This is a genomic window from Pseudomonas sp. IT-P395 (assembly GCF_949767675.1).
In the GTDB taxonomy this organism is placed as follows: Bacteria; Pseudomonadota; Gammaproteobacteria; order Pseudomonadales; family Pseudomonadaceae; genus Aquipseudomonas.
On record NZ_CATKPW010000002.1, the window covers coordinates 144,053 to 166,684 of the forward strand.

The window sequence follows — 22,632 nt, forward strand, 5'->3', positions numbered from 1 at the left end:
TCAGGTCATCGGGGTGCTGACGAACGCTTCGAGGGTTTCGGCGTAGGCGGTGTATTGGGCGATGTGGGGGTAGCGGCGGGTGTCGATCTGGTCGGGGACGACGAGGTCGGTGAAGCTCCAGGCGACGGCGAGGCTGATGCCGGCCTGGGTGAGGGTGCCGTCGGTGGGCAGGCCGGTTTTTTCCAGTTCTTGCTCGAGGGCGGTGAAGGCGGCGGCGAGTTGGCCTTCGACGCGTTCGACCCACGGCTGGTATTGGATGTCGGCCGGGCGCAGGTTGCGTTCGTAGTAGAGCTGCACGGCTTTTTCGCAGGCGGCGAGGCTGAGGCCGATCAGGCGCAGGGCGTGGGCGCGTTGTTTCAGGTCGGTCGGTAGCAGGCTTTTGCCGGAACTGGATTCGAGGTAGTCGAGGATGAGGGTCGAGTCCATCAGGACCACGCCGTCGTCGAGGAGCAGCGTGGGGGCTTTGACCACCGGGTTGATCTGCTGGAATTGCTCGAAGTGGCGGAACACCGAGACCGACTCGTGTTCGAGGTCGATGCCAAGGCGTTTGGCGGAGATGGCTACGCGGCGCACGTAGGGTGAGTCGAGCATTCCGATCAGTTTCATGTGCAACTCCTTTGGCAAATCACGACCTGACGATGGGGATCGAATGTAGCGGGAAAAGCTGTTGGTTGACTACCGGGAAAAAAGTTTTGGCCTTCTGTAATAGCCGTGAAACAGAAACTGTTACATCGCTGAAACATCCGAAAATAAAGGCTTTCATTGACCTTGCGAGGTGTTTTGGCGGATCTATAGTCAAAGTGCCAGCACCGTCCAGGGATGGAAAAGTTAAGCGAGCTCAGGCCCTCTGATTCAGTACTCGTTTGTATTACTCCCTTGCAGTCCATCAACCCTAGAGCGATGAGGCACTGCCGTGCGCGCAGTAAGAGTGCGCGCCGTCGGTCACATAAAAGGGTCCGAGGGGCATGTCATGAACAATTTTCATCGTTTGACGATTTGTGCGTTGTGTATTGGGTTGGTCGCTTGCAGTAGCCGCCCGGAGCGCGGGGCGGTCGTGCAGCAGTGGTCGGCGAATACGGAGCAGTTGAACTTCAAACCGATATTTCCGCCGCGTGGCAACTTTGAAGTAGGCGATTTTTATGTGGTAAGAGCCGCGAAGGCCGGTAACAAAATGAAAACCGCTGATTACTACATGAGTTCGGTCTGGTTTGATCGGATGAGGCTGGATGAGGAACTGAAGAAGGCCGCGCCTTACATCACCGCGCAGAAAACTCCGGTGGACAAATCCGGACTTGTGACGGCGACCAGTGTTCCGGACCTTTTTGTACCGAACACCAACGTGAAAATGAATGCACTGGTGGCCTTTCCCGGTTTCACCTTTGCCTCACTGGCTGAGAGTGATATCGGGCTAGGGGTCAGCAATAGCGCGATCGGCGCATTTTTTGGGGGCGCGCGCAAGTCGGGATATTCGGTGGCGTACTCGGTGCCATTGGCGGAAACATATGGGGTGCTGTATAGCGATGCCCATCTTGCGGCCGACAAATATTTAAGCAAATACACCGACGCTCAACGCAACAAGCTGACAAATGCGGTGGTTTCGCTGAAAAACGATGCGAAGGTCAACGACAAGAATGACACGACGTCTGTGCTTGTACTGGTAACCCAGGTCTATCTGGCGCGCTCGTTGGATGTGGTGGTTTCCTCGACCGAAAGCAACGGTGCGCAGTTGGCTGCGGTTACACGGGCACTGACAGATCTGGATGAGCGCAAAACGGCTATTGAGAACCAGCTTCGCGCGCTAAAGCCAACTGCCAAGGGGGATGGCGCGGCAGACGGGAAGTCCGCAGTGGCCAAGGCAGGCGATACCAAGGCGGCTGCCGACAAGCCAGCGGCCGTCGTGCCGGCGACCAATCAGGCGCTTGTTAAACAGAAAGAGGCGGAACTGGCACAGGTCAACGCTGATATCCGTAAACGCGTGGAGTCCGTAACGCCTGCGATGCCGGGTGTGACCGGTTCAGTGGTGAAGTCCTCCGCGACGAGTCTGACGTTGCGTCAAGTTTTCGATACACCGGTGGCTATCGGTTATTCGGGCATCAACATTGATATCGACACGTTGATCAAGGATCGCAAAGTCGTCGAAGCGTCGAATATTGATACCTTTCCGTTGAAACAGATCATCAAGGTCAATCTCGAGTAGGTGGCAGCAAATCACAGCGTCGATCTGCTCGGGCAGGTCGTCGCTGTATTGGGTTGTCAGTCGTCAAACCCCGCCTGTTCGTGGATCTCATCAACATTCAGTTCCAGCCGATACGCCACCGCCACAAACAACGCCTGACACAAACACAACGTCGCGCTCAGCGAACGAAAGGCGAGGGCGCTGCCTTCGTTTATCAGCAATACGCTGTCGGCGAGTTTCGCCAGCGGCGAGAGGTGGCTGTCGGTGAGGATCAGGGTGTTGGCCTGCTGTTGTCGGGCGAAGCGCAGGCAGTGCTGGGTTTCCTTGGCGTAGGGCACGAAGCTGATGGCGATGACCAGATCGTTCGCACGCACGCTGCGCATTTGCTCGCGATAGCTACCGCCTAGCCCCGAAACCAGGTGAATGCGCTTCTGAGTGTGTTGCAAGTTGTAAACGAGGTAGTCGGCGACGGCAAAGGAGCGGCGCACGCCGACGACATAAATGTTGTCGGCGTTGACGATCAGGTCGACGGCTTTTTCGAACGCGGCGTCGTCGAGTTCACGGCCCAGGCGTTCGATGCCGGAGCGGGTGGCGTCGATGCATTCGCGGGCGAGGTCGCCGGCGCTGGCTTGCTGCGACTGGTTGGCGATCATGCTGCGGATGCGTTGCTGGTAGTTTTGCACCGGTGAGGCTTTGTGCGTGTAGGCGCTGCGGAACAGTGCCTGCATTTCGCTGAAGCCGCTGAAACCGAAGCGTTGCGAGAAGCGCACGATGGCGGACGGGTGGACTTCGCACTCGCGGGCGATGTCGCTGATGCGGTCGACCATGATCCGGTCGCTCTGCTGGCTGATGTAGCTGGCGATGCGTTTAAGTTGACGCGGCAGGGCGTCGTATTCGTCGGTGATCAGTTGCAGCAGGCGCTCGGCATTGATCGGGGGGCTGGCGAGTGAAACCTCGTCGGTGGCCGGCAGATCGGGGCGGGGCATAGGTCATCCTTCAGACTGTTTGATCACACGGTGGGCCTGATAGTAGGGGGGCTTTTGCGGTTCTGCTTTGCTGAAACGATGCAGTGCGTGGTAAAAAATTGCGTCTGGGCGCTGTGTGGTTAGCCGTTTGTCTTCTATATACAGCCGCTCGACTGAATTTCTTGCTATAAACGCACTCCGATGGCCGTGTGAACGCTGTGTCAGAGCACTTTCCGGACGTTGTCGGACAAATTCCCTGTATTTACAGTTGCTGAGGCCTCATTCGGGCCTTAGACTGCCGCCCCTCGTAAATTGAGTGCCGGGTGGCATTTGCAATAAACGATGCCTTTTCGCCGACCGCTCGCGGTTCGCCGAAACGCTCCCTAATTCGCCTTAATGCACGTTTTTTTATAGAGATATCAATGACAAAGGACAAGTTGCTGGCCATGCCGGCAGATGACTACATGAATGCAGAGCAGCACGCTTTCTTCACTGAGCTGCTGCAGAACATGAAAGTCGAAACCCACGAGCGCATTGAGCAAAATCGTATCGCCATCGAAAGCCTGGACACCCCGGCTGACCCGGCGGACGCGGCTTCGGTTGAAGAAGAGCGCACTTGGCTGGTAAACGCGATCGATCGCGACCAGCGCATGCTGCCGCAACTGGAACAAGCCCTTGAGCGCATCAAGGAAGACAGTTTTGGCTGGTGCGATGACAGCGGCGAGGCCATTGGCCTGAAGCGTCTGCTGATCAGCCCGACCACCAAGTACTGCATCGAAGCTCAAGAGCGTCACGAGCAGATCGACAAGCACCAGCGTCAGGCCTGATTCTGTGGGGTGACCCTTTCAACAGGGCACCTTGAAAAGATCGCAGCCTTCGGCAGCTCCTACATGGGCGTTGCTGAAGGCTGCGATCTTTGTTTTTGCTCGTCTGCAATAAGCCCGCGCCGTTCCATTGACCTGCCACAGACCCCACGACTAACGGACCATGGATAATGGCGTTGTAGTGGCGTTTAATGCAGTCACAATAACGAGAACAAGCGTGGGGTGTTGATATGACGAGAGACGGATCTCTGGTTGGGGCTTTGCCTGCACCAGTGCTTTTGCCGAAAAACCGCTGGATCGCACCGACCCTGCAAAGCATCGCCCTGATGCTGTTGCTGGCCGGCATGACGCTGGGTGGATGGTCGCTGTACATTGGCATGCCGCTGGCGGTGCTGATCGTCTGGCTGCCGCGCCTGCGTTCTCGCGCCATCCCCGAGGTCCAGCCTGCCGACACTGGCAGCGCAATGTCCGAACTGACCCGCGACCTTTCCTACACCACCAGTCATAACGCTTTGTCGGCGGCTGGCGTGGCATTCTCGGTCAAGGAACTGGCGAGCAAACTCGAATCGCAACTCGATGCGGCGGCGCAGATTGTCAGCAATGCCGAGGTGATGATCGCGACCGAACACGCCACTTCACAACTCAGCCGTGCCGCGCTTGAGGCGGCCAGTCAGGCGCATCACAGCAGCGCAGCGGGGCGCACGGAGCTGGTGGATTCGATCTCGCGCATGCATCAACTCAGTCAGCGCGCCAATGCCAGCCGTGAACTGATCGAAGCCTTGAGTCTGCGCAGCGATGATATTCAGCGCGTGACGCTGGTGATTCAGTCGATCGCCAGTCAAACCAATCTGCTCGCATTGAACGCGGCGATCGAAGCGGCGCGAGCCGGTGAGCATGGTCGCGGGTTTGCCGTGGTGGCGGATGAGGTTCGTGGATTGGCGGCGCGCACGGCGTCGGCCACCGGTGAAGTGGGTGAGATGGTCGCTGACATTCAACAACGCACGGCGCAGGTGGTGGAGCAGATTCGCCAGCTGTCGAGTGATCTGCAGACCGGTGTCGAGCAGGTCGAGCACACCGGTCAGCATCTGGAGAACATCGCGCGACTGGCAGCCGGTGTGGAAAGTCAGGTCGGTGAAATTGCTCAGGGCGCGGAAACCAATCGTGAGCAACTCGACAGCCTGTTCAAGGCCATCGAACAGATGCGTAGCGATCTGGCGATCAGCGATCAACAGACTCGCCGCCTCGCTGAAGCCGCAGTGCAAATGGAAGGGCAGGCGGAAACCATCAGTGAGCGTCTTGCCGAAGTCGGGCTGGATGACTATCACCAGCGCATCTACGATCTGGCCCGCGAGGGCGCGAGCCAGATTGCTGCGCGTTTCGAGGCGGATGTCGAGCAGGGCCGGATCAGCCTTGAGGACCTGTTTGATCGTCAGTATCAGCCGATCCCGAATACACAACCGGCGAAATTTCAAACCCGTTTCGACCGCTACACCGATCAGGTGCTGCCGGCGATTCAGGAGCCATTGTTGCCGCGTCACGAGGGGTTGGTATTCGCCATTGCCTGTACGCAACAGGGTTATGTGCCGACGCACAATCAGATGTTCAGTCAGCCGTTAACCGGCGATGCGCAGGTCGACGCAGTGAACAATCGCACCAAACGCAAGTTTGCTGACCGCACCGGTATTCGCTGCGGCAGCCATCAACAACCGGTGTTGTTGCAGACTTACACCCGCGACACCGGTGAGCTGATGCATGATTTGTCGGTGCCGATCATGATCAAGGGCCGGCACTGGGGTGGATTGCGTCTGGGCTATAAGCCGGAAAAACCGCGTTGAGCGATTGTTACTTCTGATGCAATGAATCTGTGCACGGAGCTTGCTGTTTCCGCTCGAAGGAAACCATTAATCTGACGACTTAGTTAGGTTGCTAATGATTTCGGGAGGGCTGCATGCAGTGCAGAGTTGATGTCGCGGTGATGATCGGCAGTGGCGTACCGGCCGGACTGCGCGCAATGGGGCGCAGCATTTGCTGGGTGGTATTGCTCAATGGCGAGCGTCGCGGCACCGCGTTTGCCAGTCGCGACGAGGCCGAGGAGTGCAAGGCTGCATGGCTCGCGCAGTTGCAAGCCGAGTGTGGTGACAGCCTGCACTGAGTGCGTTTACTTGCCGTCGTGAAGGCGTACGTTCAGTTCGTCGAAGACGATTGCCCTGTCATCGTCTTTGCCGATCCACTCTTGCAGCGTTTGCTTTTGAGAGTCCGACCAAAAAGGGGCATCGACTAGTTTGGTGTCAGCATCGAGAGAATGCGCTTCGATGAAATCGTCGATCTCCGGTCCTTCTGAAGGAAGACCCAACTGATCGAACAGAGTTTTCAAGTTATAACCTTCAAGATCCATCGTGTTCTCCTTTTTGATTTGCGCCGGGGCGGCACAATCGGTCGCTCTCTTTATCTGAGGCAGCCACTCGCCAGGAGTTCGATCTTTGATTCCAGTGAGCGGGCGAGGGCGCAGGCTTCGTTGTGATCTTCACGGAAACCTCTTACACGGCCGGTCGATGTTTCCTTTATGTGGAAGAAGGCGTTGCCGGCCGGTACGACTTGAAAACGTGGGCAATGGTCGCTCATATCAGTGGCACGCAGGATCAGCGGTGATTCGATCCGGGCGTCTGTGGTCATGGCAAAGTGAGTCCGAGTGCACATATGAAGTCCTTTTCATCAGTTGGCCGATATTTACAGGCCGTTGCGGGTAGTCGGAATGAGCATCGCTGCTCTAGAATCGCCAGTACCCGTTGGCGACAGGGCTTATCTAAAGCAATTTTTCGCCAGCGATATGTCGGAAAAGTGCTTTTTTTCGTGAGAATTTTCCCTAAAGTTCGTAGTCAGACTGCTCTTGCCAACGGTGAGGATTTTTCCTTCAAGCTTTGGCGACTTCGGGATGAGTTTCGCGAGTGACAATCCGGTAGTCTTACCAGCCTCGTGTTGAATGAGCACTCTGCTCGATTCGGGCTTTATTGATTTATTTGGCAGTGACATCGGCCTGGCCGTTTTTTTGCCGTGCGCGTTTTCCGTGTGCGGTTTTTTCAGATGTGGGGATGTTTCTTTGGCAGTCAGTAATCTCGATATGCATGCTTTGTTCGTGTTGGGTGATTTGCGTGCAAAGCTGGTCAAGTTGTTCCAGTCGCGTTTTGTTTACATCACCGAGCAGAACGCCGAAGGCATTTACGTGGCCGAGATCGACACCGAAAGCGCCTTGGTGGTTGATGACAAGCCGGGGCTCAAGCTCAAGGTCGGCGATCATTTCAGTGCATCGGTCTTGCCCAGCCGTGAAGGCGGCAAGATGGATATCCGTTTTCGCGAAATCAAACTCACGGTCTATGGACTGGGCGATTACGCTTTCGTCGAGACCGCTGACGGGCACGCGATCCTGTTCAAGGAAGGCCACAGCGTGGTGACCGTGTTCGCCGCTCATCAGCAATTGCAGGAAGGCCTGACTAAAACGCTGAAAGCCGTGACCGCCAAAGCCGCCAAGTGGCGCAAGGGCGAACTGGTGACGTTCAAGGCCAGCGAGTGAGCCGCGCGGATTTCCATTCGCAGAACCTCGACACTGCACGCGAGGAAGCCCAGCGTTTGTTCGCCGCCAAGGCTGAGCTGCAAGGCGCCTGGCTGAATTGGCTGGCTGCGCAGATCTACCAGTTGCGCCCTGCGGAATACGCCAGCATGGTCAGACGCGAGCTGCAACGCTTGCAGGAAAAGTCTGATTGATAACCTCGTCCGCAGCATGACCCGGAAAAAGCAGGAACCTCGGCTACAGTCAGTTGACTGAGTATTCAGAGGCTTGCGGTCTTCTGTCAGGCCATCCTGCCATTGCTGTGAACAGCACGAGGTGCAATGCATGAACGGATTTCGACGGTTATTGGCCGCCAGCGTGGCCACGTTCGGTTTGCTGACATCAGCGCCATCGGTGATGGCCGCCCAGGCGCCGATCCATTTTGCCGACCTGAACTGGGAAAGTGGCAGCCTGATTACCGATGTCCTGCGGATCATCGTCGAGAAGGGCTATGGTTTGCCGACCGACACCTTGCCTGGCACCACCATCACGCTGGAAACCGCACTGGCCAACAATGACATCCAGGTCATTGGCGAGGAGTGGGCCGGGCGCAGTCCAGTGTGGGTCAAGGCCGAGGCCGAAGGCAAAGTCGTCAGCCTGGGCGATACCGTCAAGGGCGCTACCGAGGGCTGGTGGGTGCCGGAGTACGTGATCAAAGGCGATCCGGCCAAAGGCATCAAGCCGCTGGCACCGGAGCTGCGCAGTGTCAGTGATCTGAAAAAGTACAAGGACGTGTTCAAGGATCCGGAAACCCCGGGCAAGGGGCGCTTCCTCAACAGCCCGATCGGCTGGACCTCGGAAGTGGTCAACAAGCAGAAGTTGACGGCTTATGGGTTGCAGGACGATTACACCAATTTCCGCAGTGGTTCGGGCGCGGCGCTGGATGCCGAGATCAGCTCTTCGATTCGTCGCGGCAAACCGGTGCTGTTTTACTACTGGTCACCGACGCCGCTGCTAGGCAAATTCAAACTGGTGCAACTTGAAGAGCCGCCGTTTGACGCCGAAGCGTGGAAGACGCTGACTGATGCTGATAATCCCAATCCGAAACCCACTCGGTCACTGGCCTCGAAGCTATCGATCGGTGTGTCTACGCCGTTTCAGAAGCAGTATCCGCAGATTGCCGAGTTCTTCAGCAAGGTGGATTTTCCGATCGAACCGTTGAACAAGGCATTGGCCGAGATGAGCGAGAAGCACACGGCGCCGCGTGATGCGGCGGTGGCGTTCATGAAGGCCCACCCGGATGTGTGGCAGGCCTGGTTGCCGAAGGATGTGGCGGAGAAGGTTTCGGCTGATCTGAAATAGAGGCTGTAGCGCCCGGCCTCATCGCGGGCAAGCCCGCTCCCACAGGTATTGTCGTCGAATGCAAATTTTATGTACGACACCAAACACTGTGGGAGCGGGCTTGCCCGCGATGCTTTTAAAACTTCGTCTGCACGGCCAGTTCGAAGGTGCGCGGTGTCCCCAGGTAATACGCCGGCGAAACATGCGCAAATTCGGCATACACCTCATTGGTCAGGTTACGCACGCGACCGGTCACGGTGGTGTGCGAATCCACCTTGTAGCTGAGGAAGCTGCCAAACAGGGTGTACGACGGCACCGTCATCGTGTTGGCGGTGTCCGCGTACACCGACGCCACATACCGCGCATCAACCCCACCTTGCCATTGCGGTGAAAAGTCATACGTCAGCCACAGATTGCCGACCCGATCCGGCACGTTGGTCGGCGTGTTGCCCTTGCGCGACACCACCACCCCGGCGGCATTCTTTTCGGTGAAATCATCGTACTGCGCATCGACCCATGCGAAGTTACCTTCGGCCAATAACTTGTCGGTGATCCGCAGCGAACTGGCGATTTCGATGCCTTTTGACGTTTGCTGGCCGACCGGAATGCTGGTGGTCGGGTCCAGCGGATCGGTCACCGCGAAGTCCTTTCGCTCAATGGTGTAGGCGGCAATCGTCGCCGAGCCACGCCCATTCAGATAATCGAATTTGCTGCCAATCTCCCACTGTTTGCCGGTCGAAACGTCGAAGTCCTGCGTACCGTTCGGCTGCTCGGCGGCGGTGCTGTATTGCACGTAGACGTTGGCCGATGGAATGAATTGGTAGGTCAGGCCGGCGCGGCCTGTGACCGGCTCCCAACTGTGCTTGAGGTGCTTGGGATTGGCAGCGGTCACGGTGCGATGGTTGGTCACGTCGAGATCAATGTCGTCATAACGCAGACCGGTGAGCAGCGACAGCTTGTCGGTCAACGCCAGCCGGTTTTCCACGAACAGCGCCTTGGTGGTGACCTCGTTGGTCTTGTCGCTGATCAGTTTGGGGTTGGTGCCCGGGATGTCGTAGAAGTGCCCCGGACGATAGTTGTTCGGATCGACCGTGCTCGCGCCTTTGACGTTCAGTGGCGAGTTAGTGGTCTGGTTGACCTTGTATTCGAAGCCCCCCGACCACGTCGTGTCGAGACCGAAAAGCGTGTTGTCGTGGCGCAGTTCGAACTGGTTGCCGTTCTGCTCGCCCTGATGGCGTACCTGATAGGCAGTCGAACGGTTCACCGCCGTGTTGTCGGCGTTGTACTGGTAGGTTTCGAGGTTGCGGTAATCGCGCTGGCTGTCGAGGTGATACAGCGTGTTGCGCAGGGTGGTGCTGTCGTTGATCCGGTAGTCGATGATCGAGCGCACCCAAATTGTCCGCTGCTCGTAGCGACCGTCCTCGACGTTGTAGTTGTTGAAGCGATTGTGTTTATCGATTTTCAACTCGCCGGCCTTGGGATTGAGTACGGGCGTGCCCCAGTACGGACTGTCTTCGTGTTCGTCCTGATATTCCAGCGCCAACGTGTGCGACAGGTCGGGCGTGAGATCGCTGAGCAGTGAGAACGCCACGCTCCAGGCATCGCGCTCCTGGCGGTCGATGTAGCCGTTGCTGGTGTTGTGGCTGACGTCGAGTCGCGCGTAATGCTGGACGTCGGCGCTTGGGTCGGTCAGGGCATGGTTGAGGCCGAACGCCGTTTCGGTGGTGTCGTAAGTGCCGTAGCTGATCCGGCCTTCAACTGCTTGTTCATCGCGGGTGGCCAGTTTGGTTACGTAGTTCAGCGAGCCGCCAACGGAGCCCGCGCCGTTGATCAGCGATGACGGGCCGCCGACCAGTTCCACACGATCATAGATCCACGAATCGACAGGCCGCGCGAGGCCGCCGGAAACGTTGATGCCGTTGAACATCTGGGTGATCTGGCTGCTGGTGAAGCCGCGATAGGAAACGAAACCGCCAAATCCCGGCGGCGCACTGGCGTTGACCCCGGGCAAGGTGTTGGCGGCGTCCTGGAAGTTCTGCGCGCCATGGCGCTCGATGTCGTTGCGCTTGGCGATGGCCACCGAGGCGGGTGTGTCGCGCACGCTCAAGCCGAGGCGCGAGGCCATGCCGCTGGATTGGTCGAGGCTCAGGCCCGGTTCCCTGCCGGACTCGCCATCGATGGTGATTGGCGCCAGATCCACGGTGGATTGCGCCCAGACGTTAACGGACAGGCAGCCGCATAGGCTCGCCAGCAAAGTGAGTTGTTTCATCATTTGAATCCTGAATGCTTATCTAGGAGTCAGCGCACAGGCGAACGCCGCGCGTTGGCGCAGTGGGCTGACAAATCAAAAAGGCAGAGACACTCAGGCGAGCGGTGGGGCGCGAGGGTTGGCTGAAGGCCAGGTGAAGCGGGCAGGGAGGTCGGCGCTGACGATGGGCGCCAGCGGCGGACTGTGGTGTTCGGGCAGGATCGCCAGCGTGAGGCTGGAGTTGAATGCTGGGCCCATGCCACCGCCGACCGAGCACAGCGGACAGCCAAATGCCTTGGACAGGGTGGGCAGTTGTTCTTCGGTGGGGTTGCTGGCGAGCGGCGCTTGAGTGGCCGGGTCGACTGTACAGAACTGGCCGCCGATACCGTTGAGCTGCATGCCGACCATTTGTCCGTGACCGATGCTGCAGGCGAACACGTTGAACAGGACGCAGCAATAGAGCATCCAGGCCAGCAGTGAGCGATCGGAACGGGAGAATTTCATGGGGCGGCACTTTACCGTACCGCTGATCGGTCGTGCACTTGAAAAAAATCCGACTAGGATGATTTGTTCAAATCCCTTTCCAAGGATTTCAACCATGACCTTTGTGTTGGCTCAATGGCTGGTGACAACGTTTGCGGTGATCGCCTTGATGCACGTGTATTGGGCGCTGGGCGGGCAGTGGGCGGCTGCGGTGGTGGTGCCGCAGGTGCCGGTGCGCGGATTTGTCGCAACGGTGCGGCCGGCGTTCAAGCCGTCTGGCTGGCTCACGTTGATTGTGGCGGCGGCATTGTTGGTGATTGCGGCGTTGGTGTGTATGCGGGTGGGCTGGGGCATGCCGGCGGTGACGCACAAGGCGTTGCAATGGGTGATCAGCGCGATTGCGCTGTTGATGTTTGCCCGGGCGATTGGTGATTCGAACCTGGTCGGTTTTTTCAAGGAAGTGAAGGATTCGCGGTTTGCGCGGCTGGATACCTGGGTGTATTCGCCGTTGTGTGCGGTGTTGGGGGCGGGGTTGTTGGCGGTGGCTTGGGTCTAGAAAAGCAAGATCAAAAGATCGCAGCCTTCGGCAACTCCTACAGGGGGGAGCGCATTCCAATGTAGGAGCTGCCGAAGGCTGCGATCTTGTAACGGTTCAGCTACCGCTCTCGGTGCGGCGGCTGCTCACCTCGGCCGGCACATCATCCCCGGCCATGCGCTTGCGGAACAACGCCGCCCGCGCCAGCAGCAAGGTCGTCACCGGCACAGTGATCGCCAGCAAAATCGGAATCAGCCAGGCATGTATCACCGGCCCGGATTTCAGCGCCGAGAAGCAGATGATCGACGCCAACGCCACACACCACGCCCCCAGCGTTGAGGCCAGTGCCGGCGGGTGCATGCGCTGGAAGTAATCCTTCATGCGCAATAACCCGATTGCACCAATCAGCGCGAACAGACCGCTGAGCACCAGCAGGATCGCCACCGGAATCTCGATCCATAGCGACAATTCAGCATTCATTCGATCACCTCGCCACGCAGCAGGAACTTCGCCAGGGCAAACGAGCCGACGAAGCCGAACAGCGCAATCAGCAGCGCCGCTTCGAAGTAAGTGTCACTGGAATAACGAATACCCAGGGTCAGCATCATCAACATCGCGACGATGTACAGGTAATCCAGCGCCAGGACTCGATCCTGTGCCGACGGGCCTTTGAACAAACGCACCAGCGTCAGCACCATGGCCAGCGAGAACAGGAACAGCGTCAGCAGGATGGCGTTCGACAGTAATGGGCTCATTCGAAAATCTCCATCAACGGCCGCTCGTAGGTGGTCTTGAAGTGCTCGATGAATTGCGCTTCATCATCCAGATCCCAGACGTGCAGCAACAGAATGCTGCGGTCCAGCGCCAGCTCCGACCACACCGTGCCGGGCACCACCGTGCAGATCATTGCCAGGGTCGCGAGGCCATGGGCATCGCGCAGGTCGAGCGGCACTTTGACAAAGCCCGAGCGCAGCGGGCGACGACCGGCGTTGAGCACGCCCCACGCGACGATGAGGTTGGACACCACCACGTCACGACCGACGAGGAAGAACAGGCGCAGGATTGTCCCGGGGCGGCGAATGCGTACCTGTTTCGGACGCAGTTTGCGCATCATCAACGGTGCAGCAAAACCCAGCATCGCGCCGAGCAGCAGATTGCCCGGGCTGATCGACAGGTTCAGGGTCAGCCACAGAACGCACAATGCCAACGACAACAACGGTGCAGGAAACACGCGCTTCATGGCTGCACCTCCAGCATCGCCGATTTGGCTTCCGGACTCGGAACAGCGCGGGTGCCGAGCACCGCCATGACGTATTGCTGCGGGTTGTTCAGCGCCTCGGCGGTGGCTTGGGTGTAGCGCAGCAGCGGTTCAGCCTTGAAGGTCAGGACGATACTCAGCCCCAGCAACAGGAAGATCGGCGCACATTCGAGTTTGCGCAGCAGCGGCGAAGGGCGCTCCTCCGGCGTCCAGAAGCGCTGGATGCCGAGGCGCGAGAACGCCATCAACGACGCGAGGCCGGTGAGGATCAGCAGCGCCAGCAACGCCCATGCAGCGATGGAAATCGGCGCAGCGGTGCCCAGGCCCAGCGGATTGAGCAATGCGCCGATCAGGCTGAGTTTGCCGATGAAGCCAGACAGCGGCGGCATACCGATGATCAGCAGCGCACAAGCAATAAAGCTCAGGCCGAGAAACGCCATGGTCCACGGGATGACCTGACCGACCACGGCTTTCTGCTCGTCATCGAGGTTGATGCCTTTGGGCGGTTGTAGGGATTCCTGCGGGCGCGGCAGCAGTTCGCTTTCATCCTCTAGCGGGATCTCGTTGGCGGAACGAGAACGTTCGATCAGCTCGGCCAGCAGGAACAGCGCGCTCAATGCCAGCGTTGAGCTGACCAGATAGAACAGCGCTGCGCCGATCAGGTTCGGTTGGGCGAAGCCTACGGCGGACAACAGGATACCGGCCGACACCAGAATGCTCAGGCTGGCCATGCGCTCCAGGCGTTGCGCGGCGAGAATCGCCAGCGCCGCGCAGGCCATGGTCGCCATGCCGCCGTAGATCAGCCAGTCGCCACCGAAGAATGCCGAGGCTCCGGCCTGCCCGGAAAACAGAAGGGTCCACAGGCGCAGCAGGGTGTAGACGCCAACCTTGGTCATGATCGCGAACATCGCCGCGACCGGCGCACTGGCCGAGGAGTAGGCCGGCACCAGCCAGAAGTTCAGCGGCCACATACCGGCCTTGGCCAGGAACGCGACGGCGAGAATCCCCGCGCCAGCGTGCAGCAAGCCACGGTCAGCTTCCGGCACCAGCGGAATCTTCAGCGCCAGATCGGCCATGTTCAACGTGCCCGTGACGCCGTAGATAAGTGCCGCGCCAATCAAAAACAGCGAAGAGGCCAGCAGATTGATCGAGATGTAATGCAGCCCCGACGAGACCCGCGCCCGACCCGATCCATGCAACAGCAAGCCATAAGACGCGGCCAGCAGCACTTCGAAGAACACGAACAGGTTGAACAGATCCGCCGTCAGGAACGCGCCGTACAGGCCCATCAATTGAATCTGGAACAACGCGTGGAAGCTCGAACCGGCGCCATCCCAACGTGCCATGGCGAAGAGCAGGGCGCTGACGCCGATGATCCCGGTCAGCACCAGCATCAGCGCCGACAGCCGATCGACCACCAGCACGATGCCGAATGGCGCCTGCCAGTTGCCCGGCAGGTACACGCCGATGGAACCGGGTACGCCAGTGGTTTGCGTCCACTGCAGCAACAGCACCGAAATGAACAGACCGACGACGCTGGAGAACAGGTTGATTTTCGCCTTCAGCGGTCGGTGCCGCTCGCCGAGCATCAGCATGATGGCGGCGGTCAGCAGCGGCAACAGAATCGGTGCTGCGATCAGGTGAGTCATTGCCATCATTCTTTAGGCTCCCGGCCGTCGACATGGTCGGTGCCGGTCAGGCCGCGCGAGGCGAGCAGCACGACGAGGAACAGCGCGGTCATGGCAAAGCTGATGACGATCGCGGTGAGTACCAGGGCCTGTGGCAGCGGGTCGGTGTAGTGCAGCAAATCCTGGGTGACGCCGTCCTTGATCACCGGCTCCTTGCCGATGAACAGGCTGCCCATACTGAAGATGAACAGATTGACGCCATACGACAGCAGGCACAGGCCCATGACCACCTGGAACGTCCGTGGCCGCAGGATCAGCCAGACGCCGGACGCGGCGAGCACGCCGATGGCGATTGCGATGACTTCTTCCATCAGACGGCTCCTTTGCTGGCGACGGACTTGGGCAGCGATGCGGTCTTGTGGCCCCGCACCGATTGGTGGGCGAGGGCGGTGAGGATCAACAGCGTCGAACCAACCACCACGCCGTACACGCCGATATCGAAGAACAATGCGCTGGCGATATGGATGTCACCCAGCACCGGCAAGCTGAAATGCCAGGTGTGCGTGGTCAGGAACGGATAACCGACGACCATCGCCCCGAGGCCGGTAGCGGTGGCAAACAGCAACCCGGTGCCCATCCAGCGCAGTGGCCGCAGGCTCATTTGCGCCTCGACCCACTGTGTACCGGCGACCATGTATTGCAGGATGAACGCCACCGACATCACCAGACCGGCGACAAAGCCGCCACCCGGTTGGTTGTGCCCGCGCATGAACAGGTAGAACGACACCACCAGCGCAATCGGCAGCAACAGGCGCACCAGCACGGCCGGCACCATCATGAAGCCGAGCGCGGTGTCGCTCGCCGAGCGCGGGTTGACCAGATCGGTGACCACGTCCGGCGCCAGCAAGCGTTGCTGGGCAGGCAGTTGCAGGCTTTCTTTCGGTGGGCGGAAACGCCGTAGCAGGGCGAATACGGTCAGCGCCACGGCGACCAGCACGGTGATTTCGCCGAGGGTGTCGAAGCCGCGGAAGTCCACCAGCATCACGTTGACCACGTTGCTGCCGCCGCCCTCAGGCATGGCGCGGCTGAGGTAGAACGAAGAGATATCGTTCGGCGTCTGCCGCGTCAGCATGGCGTAGGACAGCAGCGCCATGCCGCCGCCGACGGCAATCGACAGCAGCAAGTCGCGCAGACGACGAATGCGTGCCTTGCGCAGGCTGCTTGGCAGTGGCGAGACTTCTTCGATACGGCGTGGCAACCAGCGCAGACCGAGCAGGATCAGCACGGTGGTGACCACTTCGACTGCCAGTTGCGTCAGCGCCAGATCCGGTGCGGAGAACCAGACGAAGGTGACGCAGGTCATCAAGCCGCAGACGCTGACCATGGTCAAAGCAGCGAGACGGTGATACTTGGCCTGCCACGCGGCGCCGAGGGCACAGGCAATCGCCAGCAGCCACAGGGTGACAAAGACGATGGAGCCGGGAATCTTTGGCCGGTCGCCCCAGCTCAGGCTGCTGTGCAACATCGGGATCAGGCCGGCGAGCACCGCCGCCAATACCATCAGGAACAATTGCATCTGCAGACGCTTGGTGCCGAGTCGCCGCTCCAGACGTCGGGCCAGGCGCATCATCACCACGAGGCTGCGTTCGAACAGGCGCTTGCCGTTGAAGCGGCCAACCAACGGCGGGTATTTGAAGCGTCCGCGCTTGAGCTGATTGCGCAGCAACAGATAGACAATGATGCCGCCGGACATGGCGATGAGGCTCATGATCATCGGTGCGTTCAGGCCGTGCCAGATCGCCAGGCTGTATTCCGGCAGTTCGCCGCCGACGACGGGCAATGCCGCTGCCGCTAGCAATGGACCGACGATCTGCGCCGGGAAAATCCCCACCAGCAAGCAGGTGAATACCAGCAATTCCACCGGCGCACGCATCCAGCGCGGCGGCTCGTGCGGAGTGTGCGGCAGGTCGGTAGCCGGTGGACCGAAGAACACATCGACGGTAAAGCGCAGCGAGTAGGCAACGCTGAACGTACCGGCAATGGTCGCGACAATCGGCAGTGCCGCTTCGACCCACGCCGTGGCGTTGATGAACACGGTTTCAGCGAAGAACATTTCTTTCGACAGGAAGCCGTTAAGCAATGGCACACCTGCCATCGAGGCGCTGGCAACCATGGCCAGCGTCGCGGTAAAGGGAATCAGTTTGATCAGGCCGCTGAGTTTGCGGATGTCACGGGTGCCGCTTTCGTGGTCGATGATGCCGGCGGCCATGAACAGCGAGGCTTTGAATGTCGCATGGTTGAGGATGTGGAATACCGCCGCCACGGCAGCCAGTGGACTGTTCAGGCCCAGCAACAATGTGATCAGGCCGAGGTGGCTGATGGTCGAGTAAGCGAGCAGACCTTTGAGATCGTTCTGGAACATCGCGCAATACGCACCGAGCAACAGCGTACAGGCGCCAGCCCCGCTGACGATGTAGAACCATTCTTCGCTGCCGGACAGCGACGGCCACAGGCGTGCGAGCAGAAAAACCCCGGCCTTGACCATGGTGGCCGAGTGCAGATAAGCCGAAACCGGTGTCGGCGCCGCCATCGCGTGCGGTAGCCAGAAATGGAAAGGGAACTGGGCGCTTTTGCTGAGTGCGCCGATAAGAATCAGAGGAAGGAGAATCGGGTAGAGGGCGTGTGCACGAATCATGTCGCCGGCGGCCAAGACCTTGTCGAGGTCATAGCTGCCGACGACATGGCCGAGAATCATGACCCCCGCCAACAGGCATAGTCCGCCGGCACCGGTGACCATCAACGCCATATAAGCGCCGCGACGGGCGTCGGCGCGGTGGTGCCAATAGCCGATCAACAGGAACGAGAAGAGGCTGGTCAGCTCCCAGAAGAACACGATCTGAATCAGGTTGCCGGAGATCACCAGGCCAAGCATGGCGCCCATGAACGCCAGAAAAAACGCGAAGAAACGCGGCACCGGATCGTCCGGCGACATGTAATAACGGGCATATAAAGAGACGAGGGTGCCGATGCCCAGCACCAGCATCGAGAACAGCCAGGCGAAGCCATCCATGCGCAGAACGAAGTTCAGACCGAGGCTGGGCAACCACATGAATTCTTCGCGGATCACGCCGCCGTGGGCAATTTGCGGGTACAACATCGCGACCTGGACGGTGCCGATCAAAGCGACCAGACCTGCCAACAGGGATTCGGTATTACGCGCGTTGTGTGGCAGCACCGCTGCCAGACAGCTGCCAATGAATGGCAGAAGCAGTAGAACTATCAGGGACATAGGCTTCTAATCTGCGGAAGTTTGTGAAGCATCATACGTGCCAGCTCCCTGATCACCAAACGCCAGGATGTCTCAGAATCCTACAAAGTAGTCTGGAATTTTCTGTTTGGCATTGTTTCAGGTAGATCGATGTTGCTTCGATTGGCCTCATCGCGAGCAGGCGAAGGCCTGCATTTGGAATGCGTTCCCCTGTAGGCGTGAGCCTGCTCGCGATAGCAATAATTCAGACTATGAAGGCTTCGGAGCTTTACCCCTGTGCTTCCCGCTCCAGCTCAGCTTCGGCTACTGCAACTTTGCCCTTGGTCTTCAATTCACTGACAATCACCGCCGCCACAATCAACCCCGCGCCCACCAGCGCAATCGCTGGCAAGCGCTCCCCGGCAATCCGCCCGACGATCCCGGCCCATACCGGCTCGCCCGCATAGATCAACGTCGCCCGGGTTGGCGAAACACTTTTCTGCGCCCAGTTCATCGCCACCTGAATCGCCGCACTCGCCGCGCCCAACCCCAGGGCGGTCACCAGCAGCGTCCAGGAGAAATCCGGAATCATTTCCCCGGTAGGCACCACCAGCAGGAACGACAGCACCGATGTGGTTGCCAATTGCACGACAGTCACTCGGCGCACATCGACCTGACCGGCATAGGTGCTGATCAGAATAATTTCGGCGGCGATGGCGATAGCGCTGATCAGCGTGGCGATTTCGCCAGGGCTGAAATTCAGCGCTGCGCCGGACGGGCCTGACAGCAGCATCAAACCGGTAAACGCCAACATGATGCCGATGCTGGGCATCAGCCCCGGGCGTCGCCCCAGCACCAGCCATTGCAGCAAAGGCACAAACGGCACATACAACGCGGTGATGAACGCCGACTGACTGCTCGGGATCGTTTGCAGACCGACCGTCTGCAAGCCATAGCCGAGCATGATCGCCACGCCGATGAAGGCGCCGGCCTTGAGTTCAAACAGGGTCAGTTCGCGCAGATGACGCCACGAGAACAGCGCAACGATACAAGCCGCCGCCGCAAAACGCAGACCGACAAAAAACATCGGGCCGCTGACGGTCATCGCGTGCTGAACTAGCAGGAAGGTACCGCCCCAGATCATGGTGATCAGCACCAGCACGCACTCGGCTTTGCTGAAACGAGAGAAACGGAGAGGAGTGGAGGAGCTGTTCTGCGACGTCATGACCTTGCGCACTTTAAAAAGGAGGCCGCACAATGCGCCCAACGTTGCGCAGTATACTGCCCAACCTCACCGAGTGAGCAATATAGTGCACAAAGATTCAACGCAACGGGCGTCCGTTCTGCAACACGTCAGCCTGAATGTGCGGCGTCTACGGCATGCCGCCGATATGAGCCAGACCGCGCTGGCAGAAAAGTCCGGGGTCAGCCGGCGCATGCTGGTGGCGATCGAGGCGGGCGAGAAGAATGTCAGCCTGACCACCCTCGATCGCGTTGCCGAAGCGCTGGATGTCGCGTTCAGCGATCTGATCCAAGCGCCGGATGCCCGCGACCCGAGCCGCATCAACGAGGTGGCCTGGGCAGGAACCCACCCGGGCAGCAAAGCGGTGTTGCTCTCCAAAGCCACGGCGACTCGTGAAGTCGAGCAATGGGAATGGTGTCTGCAACCGGGTGAGGTCTACCCGTCGCAAGCAGATGCCGAGGGCTGGAGCGAGCAGATTTTCGTCTTTGCAGGCTGCCTTACCCTGATGCTCGGGGATCAGCCGCAGCACATCGGCACCGGTGAGTTTTTTATGTTTGCCAGCAACCAGCCGCATTCCTATCGCAATGATGGGGATGTTGCGGCGCGGTTTGTTCGCAATGTGGTGATTTGAATGAGTCAGAGCGCAGACATCCTGATTATCGGTGGTGGCCTCAGCGGCACGATGCTGGCGGTGCAATTGCTACGTCTGCCTGGCCGGCGCAAGGTCCTGATCATTGAGCCGCGTGCGGAACTGGGACGGGGCGAGGCGTACAGCGCGGTCGAGTTGGGACACACGCTCAACGGCAACGCCGCACGTATGAGCGTCGATCCGGATAATCCTGATGATCTGACGCAATGGCTGACCGAGCACATTGCCGGCGGTGGCTGGCCTGAATCGGCCGAGCAGGACGTGCCGGTCAGCGAACTGTTTGCGCCGCGTGGATTGTTCGGCGTCTATGTGCAGCAGCGTCTGGCCGAAGCCCGTAAAGTCGGGGCGCAGACTGGCTCAAGCGTTGAGCACATTCGTGCGGAAGTCGTCGACCTGCAAGTCGATGCCGGTTCGGTGCAGCTCACGCTGAGCAATGGTCAGGCACTGCGCGGTGGCTACGGGGTTTTGGCGACCGGAATGTTCCCTGCCGCGCGAACCCCGCAGAAAACCTCCAGCGGCCTCAACGCCGCCGCGCTTGATCCGTGGGATGTCGCGGCGATGCATCAACTCGACCCGCAAGCGACGGTGCTGATCATCGGCTCCGGCCTGACCATGGTCGATGCCGTGGTGTCGCTGGAGCAAGCCGGGCATCGCGGGCCGATCGAAGTGTTTTCCCGGCACGGCTTGTTGCCCCATGTGCGCCGACAGCCACCGGGCTGGATCGATTTTCTTGGCAGCGATCACAGCATTCGAACGCCACGACAGCTGCTGCGCGAATTGCGTCGGCAATGCCAGGCAGCCATTGCACAAGGCATCGATTGGCAGGCGCCACTGGACACGGTTCGGGTGCATATCGCTCGTTTGTGGAGTCAGGCGACTGACACGCAGCGTCGACAATTCGTACGGCATGTACGGCCGTGGTGGGAAAGTCATCACCACCGTTCGCCACCGTTGAGTGCGGCGCTGGTTGAGCGTCTTTATAAAGAAGGGCGATTGCGGATTCAGGCGGCTTCGTTCAAAGGGCTTGAGGCAAGTCCGGACGGTGGCGTTCGTATTCGCATTCGGCGGCGCGGTGAGTCGCAAACCTGCGTGGTGCAAGGCGCCGCATTGATCAATTCCAGCGGTATCGAATACGACTGGCGCCGAGTGGCGCGACCGTTGCCGCAGCAGGTGCTGGCGCGCGGTTTGGTGCAACCGGGACCGTTGGCGTTGGGAATCGCAGCGGCGGTGGATGGCGCGGTGCTGGATGCCGAGGGATGTGCGGCTGAGCAGTTGTTTGCTATGGGGCCGCCATTGCGCGGGATGTGGTGGGAGAGTACGGCGGTGACGGATGTGGCATTGCAGGCCAAGGCTTTGGCATTGCGCCTGTCAGGCCTTGGTTGAGGCAGTTCTGCTTGTAGTACACCGCGACATGAATTTTCGAAGAGGCGATTTCTCAAGTATTCAATTGAAGGGATGCATAGAAATCATCCACCGGTTTTTGTTGGAAGTGCACGGTATCGAGAAATTTATGAAGTTGGCTGAAGTCCAGTTCATTGCACTGTTGCTGTGCGCGTTGGAGAAAGCCTGGCAGGATTGCATAGCTGTCTTCCATGATCTTCAAGGCTTTGCAAAATACATCAGCGTTTCCCCAATTAATTATTATCTGCCGTTTCTGTATTTCGCTTCTATTGCTCTTGGGTAATGGCTGGTTTGCAATAATCATCAGGAACGATTTGGGGCCTGCTTCAAGATCGGGCGCAAACCCTTTTTTTGCATAATGCGGAATGTGATTGATGTCGCAGTAATCGTTAACAAAGCGATAGTAGACGGCAAGTTCAAGCAGCATTGATTTCAGTGATCGGTAACATTGCTGGGGTAGGGGCTTGAGTTGTTGGCAGGCTCTAAGAATGAATATGAAAAAACACCCGGTATTCAGTTGAGCAACATAGCGGTATTGCTCCATGGTGGGTAAGTCCGTTCCCGCGCTGAGCAAGGTGTCGAGGTACTGGCCGATGTGCAATTCCTCCAGGCTATCGAGGCCTGCTTGAACCAATGTCATGCGTCCTGATTCACTGAGCGATTTCAACCCTTGAATGTAACCATACATGCCTGAAATCAGTGCTGCGGCCACTCCGTATCTGACCCACACGGAGTCGGCTCCACGACGAATCCGGTCTTGATCGATAATGTCATCGTGTATCAGCGAGGCCGTGTTGAAACGTTCGACACAGTCACAAATTATTCGGGTTTTATCGGAAGAGAGTCGATATACATTCGCCAAGGCCCGTGTCAGGTCTGTTCTGACCTTCATGCCCGCATGCTGCTCCTGATACTCGAACGCAACAACCCAGCTTTTTTTGGCAGCCGCATATTGCTGAGGGTTTGAAGGAAACATGGCAGTTTACTCCCGGTGTCAATCAGAGCGGCGTTTGAATACCTGGTTGCCAGGGTGTCACAGTCAACGTCTCTAGAAAGTAGCGTAAAGAGTGTTGGGTGTTTGGTTTTTTTA

Annotated in this window: 24 protein-coding genes; 10 read left to right on the forward strand and 14 right to left on the reverse strand. The window is 58.9% G+C overall.

What is annotated here, in order from left to right; all coding sequences use genetic code 11:
- Positions 1 to 606 (reverse strand): glutathione S-transferase, encoded by a 606-nt coding sequence (locus ACM6IN_RS01845; RefSeq protein ID WP_414915299.1) that lies wholly within the window; start codon positions 604 to 606, stop codon positions 1 to 3.
- A 364-nt stretch (positions 607 to 970) separates the two neighbouring features.
- On the opposite strand from ACM6IN_RS01845, the gene ACM6IN_RS01850 reads away from it, so the two are divergent.
- Entirely contained in the window at positions 971 to 2,197 is a 1,227-nt protein-coding gene (locus ACM6IN_RS01850; protein ID WP_095111518.1) for a hypothetical protein, read from the forward strand.
- 56 nt (positions 2,198 to 2,253) lie between these two features.
- On the opposite strand, the gene ACM6IN_RS01855 is transcribed toward ACM6IN_RS01850, so the two are convergent.
- Positions 2,254 to 3,162 carry a MurR/RpiR family transcriptional regulator gene (locus ACM6IN_RS01855; protein WP_007910728.1) on the reverse strand — a complete coding sequence of 303 codons (909 nt, stop codon included), beginning with the start codon at positions 3,160 to 3,162 and terminating at the stop codon, positions 2,254 to 2,256.
- Positions 3,163 to 3,563: 401 nt separating this feature from the next.
- On the opposite strand from ACM6IN_RS01855, the gene ACM6IN_RS01860 reads away from it, so the two are divergent.
- The 3 genes from ACM6IN_RS01860 (at position 3,564) to ACM6IN_RS01870 (ending at position 6,117) form a co-directional block, all read left to right on the forward strand.
- Positions 3,564 to 3,968: a TraR/DksA family transcriptional regulator gene (locus ACM6IN_RS01860; RefSeq protein WP_003225981.1), complete on the forward strand. Its 405-nt coding sequence runs from the start codon at positions 3,564 to 3,566 to the stop codon at positions 3,966 to 3,968.
- Between the two features lie 608 nt (positions 3,969 to 4,576).
- Entirely contained in the window at positions 4,577 to 5,800 is a 1,224-nt protein-coding gene (locus tag ACM6IN_RS01865; protein WP_414915336.1) for a methyl-accepting chemotaxis protein, read from the forward strand.
- Positions 5,801 to 5,913: 113 nt separating this feature from the next.
- Positions 5,914 to 6,117 (forward strand): hypothetical protein, encoded by a 204-nt coding sequence (locus tag ACM6IN_RS01870; RefSeq protein ID WP_123374944.1) that lies wholly within the window; start codon positions 5,914 to 5,916, stop codon positions 6,115 to 6,117.
- A 6-nt stretch (positions 6,118 to 6,123) separates the two neighbouring features.
- On the opposite strand, the gene ACM6IN_RS01875 is transcribed toward ACM6IN_RS01870, so the two are convergent.
- The gene (locus ACM6IN_RS01875; RefSeq protein WP_123374945.1) at positions 6,124 to 6,360 is read right to left on the reverse strand and encodes a DUF2789 family protein; all 237 of its coding nucleotides are present in this window, start codon (positions 6,358 to 6,360) and stop codon (positions 6,124 to 6,126) included.
- Between the two features lie 50 nt (positions 6,361 to 6,410).
- Complete coding sequence (locus ACM6IN_RS01880; protein WP_095111515.1) at positions 6,411 to 6,662, reverse strand: hypothetical protein; 252 nt, start codon at positions 6,660 to 6,662, stop codon at positions 6,411 to 6,413.
- 400 nt (positions 6,663 to 7,062) lie between these two features.
- Here ACM6IN_RS01880 and ACM6IN_RS01885 point away from each other — a divergent pair, with 400 nt between their 5' ends.
- The 3 genes from ACM6IN_RS01885 to ACM6IN_RS01895 all read left to right on the forward strand — a co-directional run bounded on the left by ACM6IN_RS01885 (position 7,063) and on the right by ACM6IN_RS01895 (position 8,871).
- Positions 7,063 to 7,533: a hypothetical protein gene (locus tag ACM6IN_RS01885; RefSeq protein ID WP_038366424.1), complete on the forward strand. Its 471-nt coding sequence runs from the start codon at positions 7,063 to 7,065 to the stop codon at positions 7,531 to 7,533.
- Positions 7,530 to 7,724, forward strand: coding sequence for a hypothetical protein (locus ACM6IN_RS01890; protein WP_007910742.1), 195 nt, complete (start codon positions 7,530 to 7,532; stop codon positions 7,722 to 7,724). Before ACM6IN_RS01885 ends, ACM6IN_RS01890 begins: the two co-directional genes overlap by 4 nt.
- 130 nt (positions 7,725 to 7,854) lie before the next feature.
- Positions 7,855 to 8,871 (forward strand): ABC transporter substrate-binding protein, encoded by a 1,017-nt coding sequence (locus ACM6IN_RS01895; RefSeq protein ID WP_414915300.1) that lies wholly within the window; start codon positions 7,855 to 7,857, stop codon positions 8,869 to 8,871.
- Between the two features lie 115 nt (positions 8,872 to 8,986).
- On the opposite strand, the gene ACM6IN_RS01900 is transcribed toward ACM6IN_RS01895, so the two are convergent.
- The gene (locus ACM6IN_RS01900; protein ID WP_414915301.1) at positions 8,987 to 11,119 is read right to left on the reverse strand and encodes a TonB-dependent receptor; all 2,133 of its coding nucleotides are present in this window, start codon (positions 11,117 to 11,119) and stop codon (positions 8,987 to 8,989) included.
- A 93-nt stretch (positions 11,120 to 11,212) separates the two neighbouring features.
- Positions 11,213 to 11,602, reverse strand: coding sequence for a DUF2946 domain-containing protein (locus tag ACM6IN_RS01905; RefSeq protein WP_095111513.1), 390 nt, complete (start codon positions 11,600 to 11,602; stop codon positions 11,213 to 11,215).
- 94 nt (positions 11,603 to 11,696) lie between these two features.
- On the opposite strand from ACM6IN_RS01905, the gene ACM6IN_RS01910 reads away from it, so the two are divergent.
- Positions 11,697 to 12,137, forward strand: coding sequence for a DUF3995 domain-containing protein (locus tag ACM6IN_RS01910; protein WP_007910751.1), 441 nt, complete (start codon positions 11,697 to 11,699; stop codon positions 12,135 to 12,137).
- 96 nt (positions 12,138 to 12,233) lie between these two features.
- On the opposite strand, the gene ACM6IN_RS01915 is transcribed toward ACM6IN_RS01910, so the two are convergent.
- From ACM6IN_RS01915 to ACM6IN_RS01945, 7 genes are all read right to left on the reverse strand, one after another.
- Entirely contained in the window at positions 12,234 to 12,596 is a 363-nt protein-coding gene (locus ACM6IN_RS01915) for a Na+/H+ antiporter subunit G (protein ID WP_007910752.1), read from the reverse strand.
- Positions 12,593 to 12,871, reverse strand: a complete 279-nt coding sequence (locus ACM6IN_RS01920) for a K+/H+ antiporter subunit F (RefSeq protein WP_007910754.1) — start codon at positions 12,869 to 12,871, stop codon at positions 12,593 to 12,595. Before ACM6IN_RS01920 ends, ACM6IN_RS01915 begins: the two co-directional genes overlap by 4 nt.
- Positions 12,868 to 13,356, reverse strand: coding sequence for a Na+/H+ antiporter subunit E (locus tag ACM6IN_RS01925; protein WP_007910759.1), 489 nt, complete (start codon positions 13,354 to 13,356; stop codon positions 12,868 to 12,870). Before ACM6IN_RS01925 ends, ACM6IN_RS01920 begins: the two co-directional genes overlap by 4 nt.
- Positions 13,353 to 15,032 carry a monovalent cation/H+ antiporter subunit D gene (locus ACM6IN_RS01930; RefSeq protein ID WP_007910761.1) on the reverse strand — a complete coding sequence of 560 codons (1,680 nt, stop codon included), beginning with the start codon at positions 15,030 to 15,032 and terminating at the stop codon, positions 13,353 to 13,355. The genes ACM6IN_RS01925 and ACM6IN_RS01930 overlap by 4 nt, the downstream gene beginning before the upstream one ends.
- Positions 15,029 to 15,373, reverse strand: coding sequence for a Na+/H+ antiporter subunit C (locus tag ACM6IN_RS01935; protein ID WP_007910763.1), 345 nt, complete (start codon positions 15,371 to 15,373; stop codon positions 15,029 to 15,031). The genes ACM6IN_RS01930 and ACM6IN_RS01935 overlap by 4 nt, the downstream gene beginning before the upstream one ends.
- Positions 15,373 to 18,291 (reverse strand): monovalent cation/H+ antiporter subunit A, encoded by a 2,919-nt coding sequence (locus tag ACM6IN_RS01940; RefSeq protein WP_007910764.1) that lies wholly within the window; start codon positions 18,289 to 18,291, stop codon positions 15,373 to 15,375. The genes ACM6IN_RS01935 and ACM6IN_RS01940 overlap by 1 nt, the downstream gene beginning before the upstream one ends.
- A gap of 247 nt (positions 18,292 to 18,538) precedes the next feature.
- Positions 18,539 to 19,474, reverse strand: coding sequence for a DMT family transporter (locus ACM6IN_RS01945; protein WP_414915302.1), 936 nt, complete (start codon positions 19,472 to 19,474; stop codon positions 18,539 to 18,541).
- Between the two features lie 85 nt (positions 19,475 to 19,559).
- Here ACM6IN_RS01945 and ACM6IN_RS01950 point away from each other — a divergent pair, with 85 nt between their 5' ends.
- Both ACM6IN_RS01950 and ACM6IN_RS01955 read left to right on the forward strand, forming a co-directional pair.
- Entirely contained in the window at positions 19,560 to 20,123 is a 564-nt protein-coding gene (locus ACM6IN_RS01950) for a helix-turn-helix domain-containing protein (RefSeq protein ID WP_150794648.1), read from the forward strand.
- A complete protein-coding gene (locus ACM6IN_RS01955; protein WP_414915303.1) occupies positions 20,124 to 21,524 on the forward strand; it encodes an FAD/NAD(P)-binding protein in 1,401 nt (466 codons plus the stop codon).
- Positions 21,525 to 21,576: 52 nt separating this feature from the next.
- Here the strand turns inward: ACM6IN_RS01955 and ACM6IN_RS01960 are convergent, their stop codons facing one another.
- The gene (locus ACM6IN_RS01960; RefSeq protein WP_414915304.1) at positions 21,577 to 22,518 is read right to left on the reverse strand and encodes a polyprenyl synthetase family protein; all 942 of its coding nucleotides are present in this window, start codon (positions 22,516 to 22,518) and stop codon (positions 21,577 to 21,579) included.
- Positions 22,519 to 22,632: the final 114 nt, after the last annotated feature.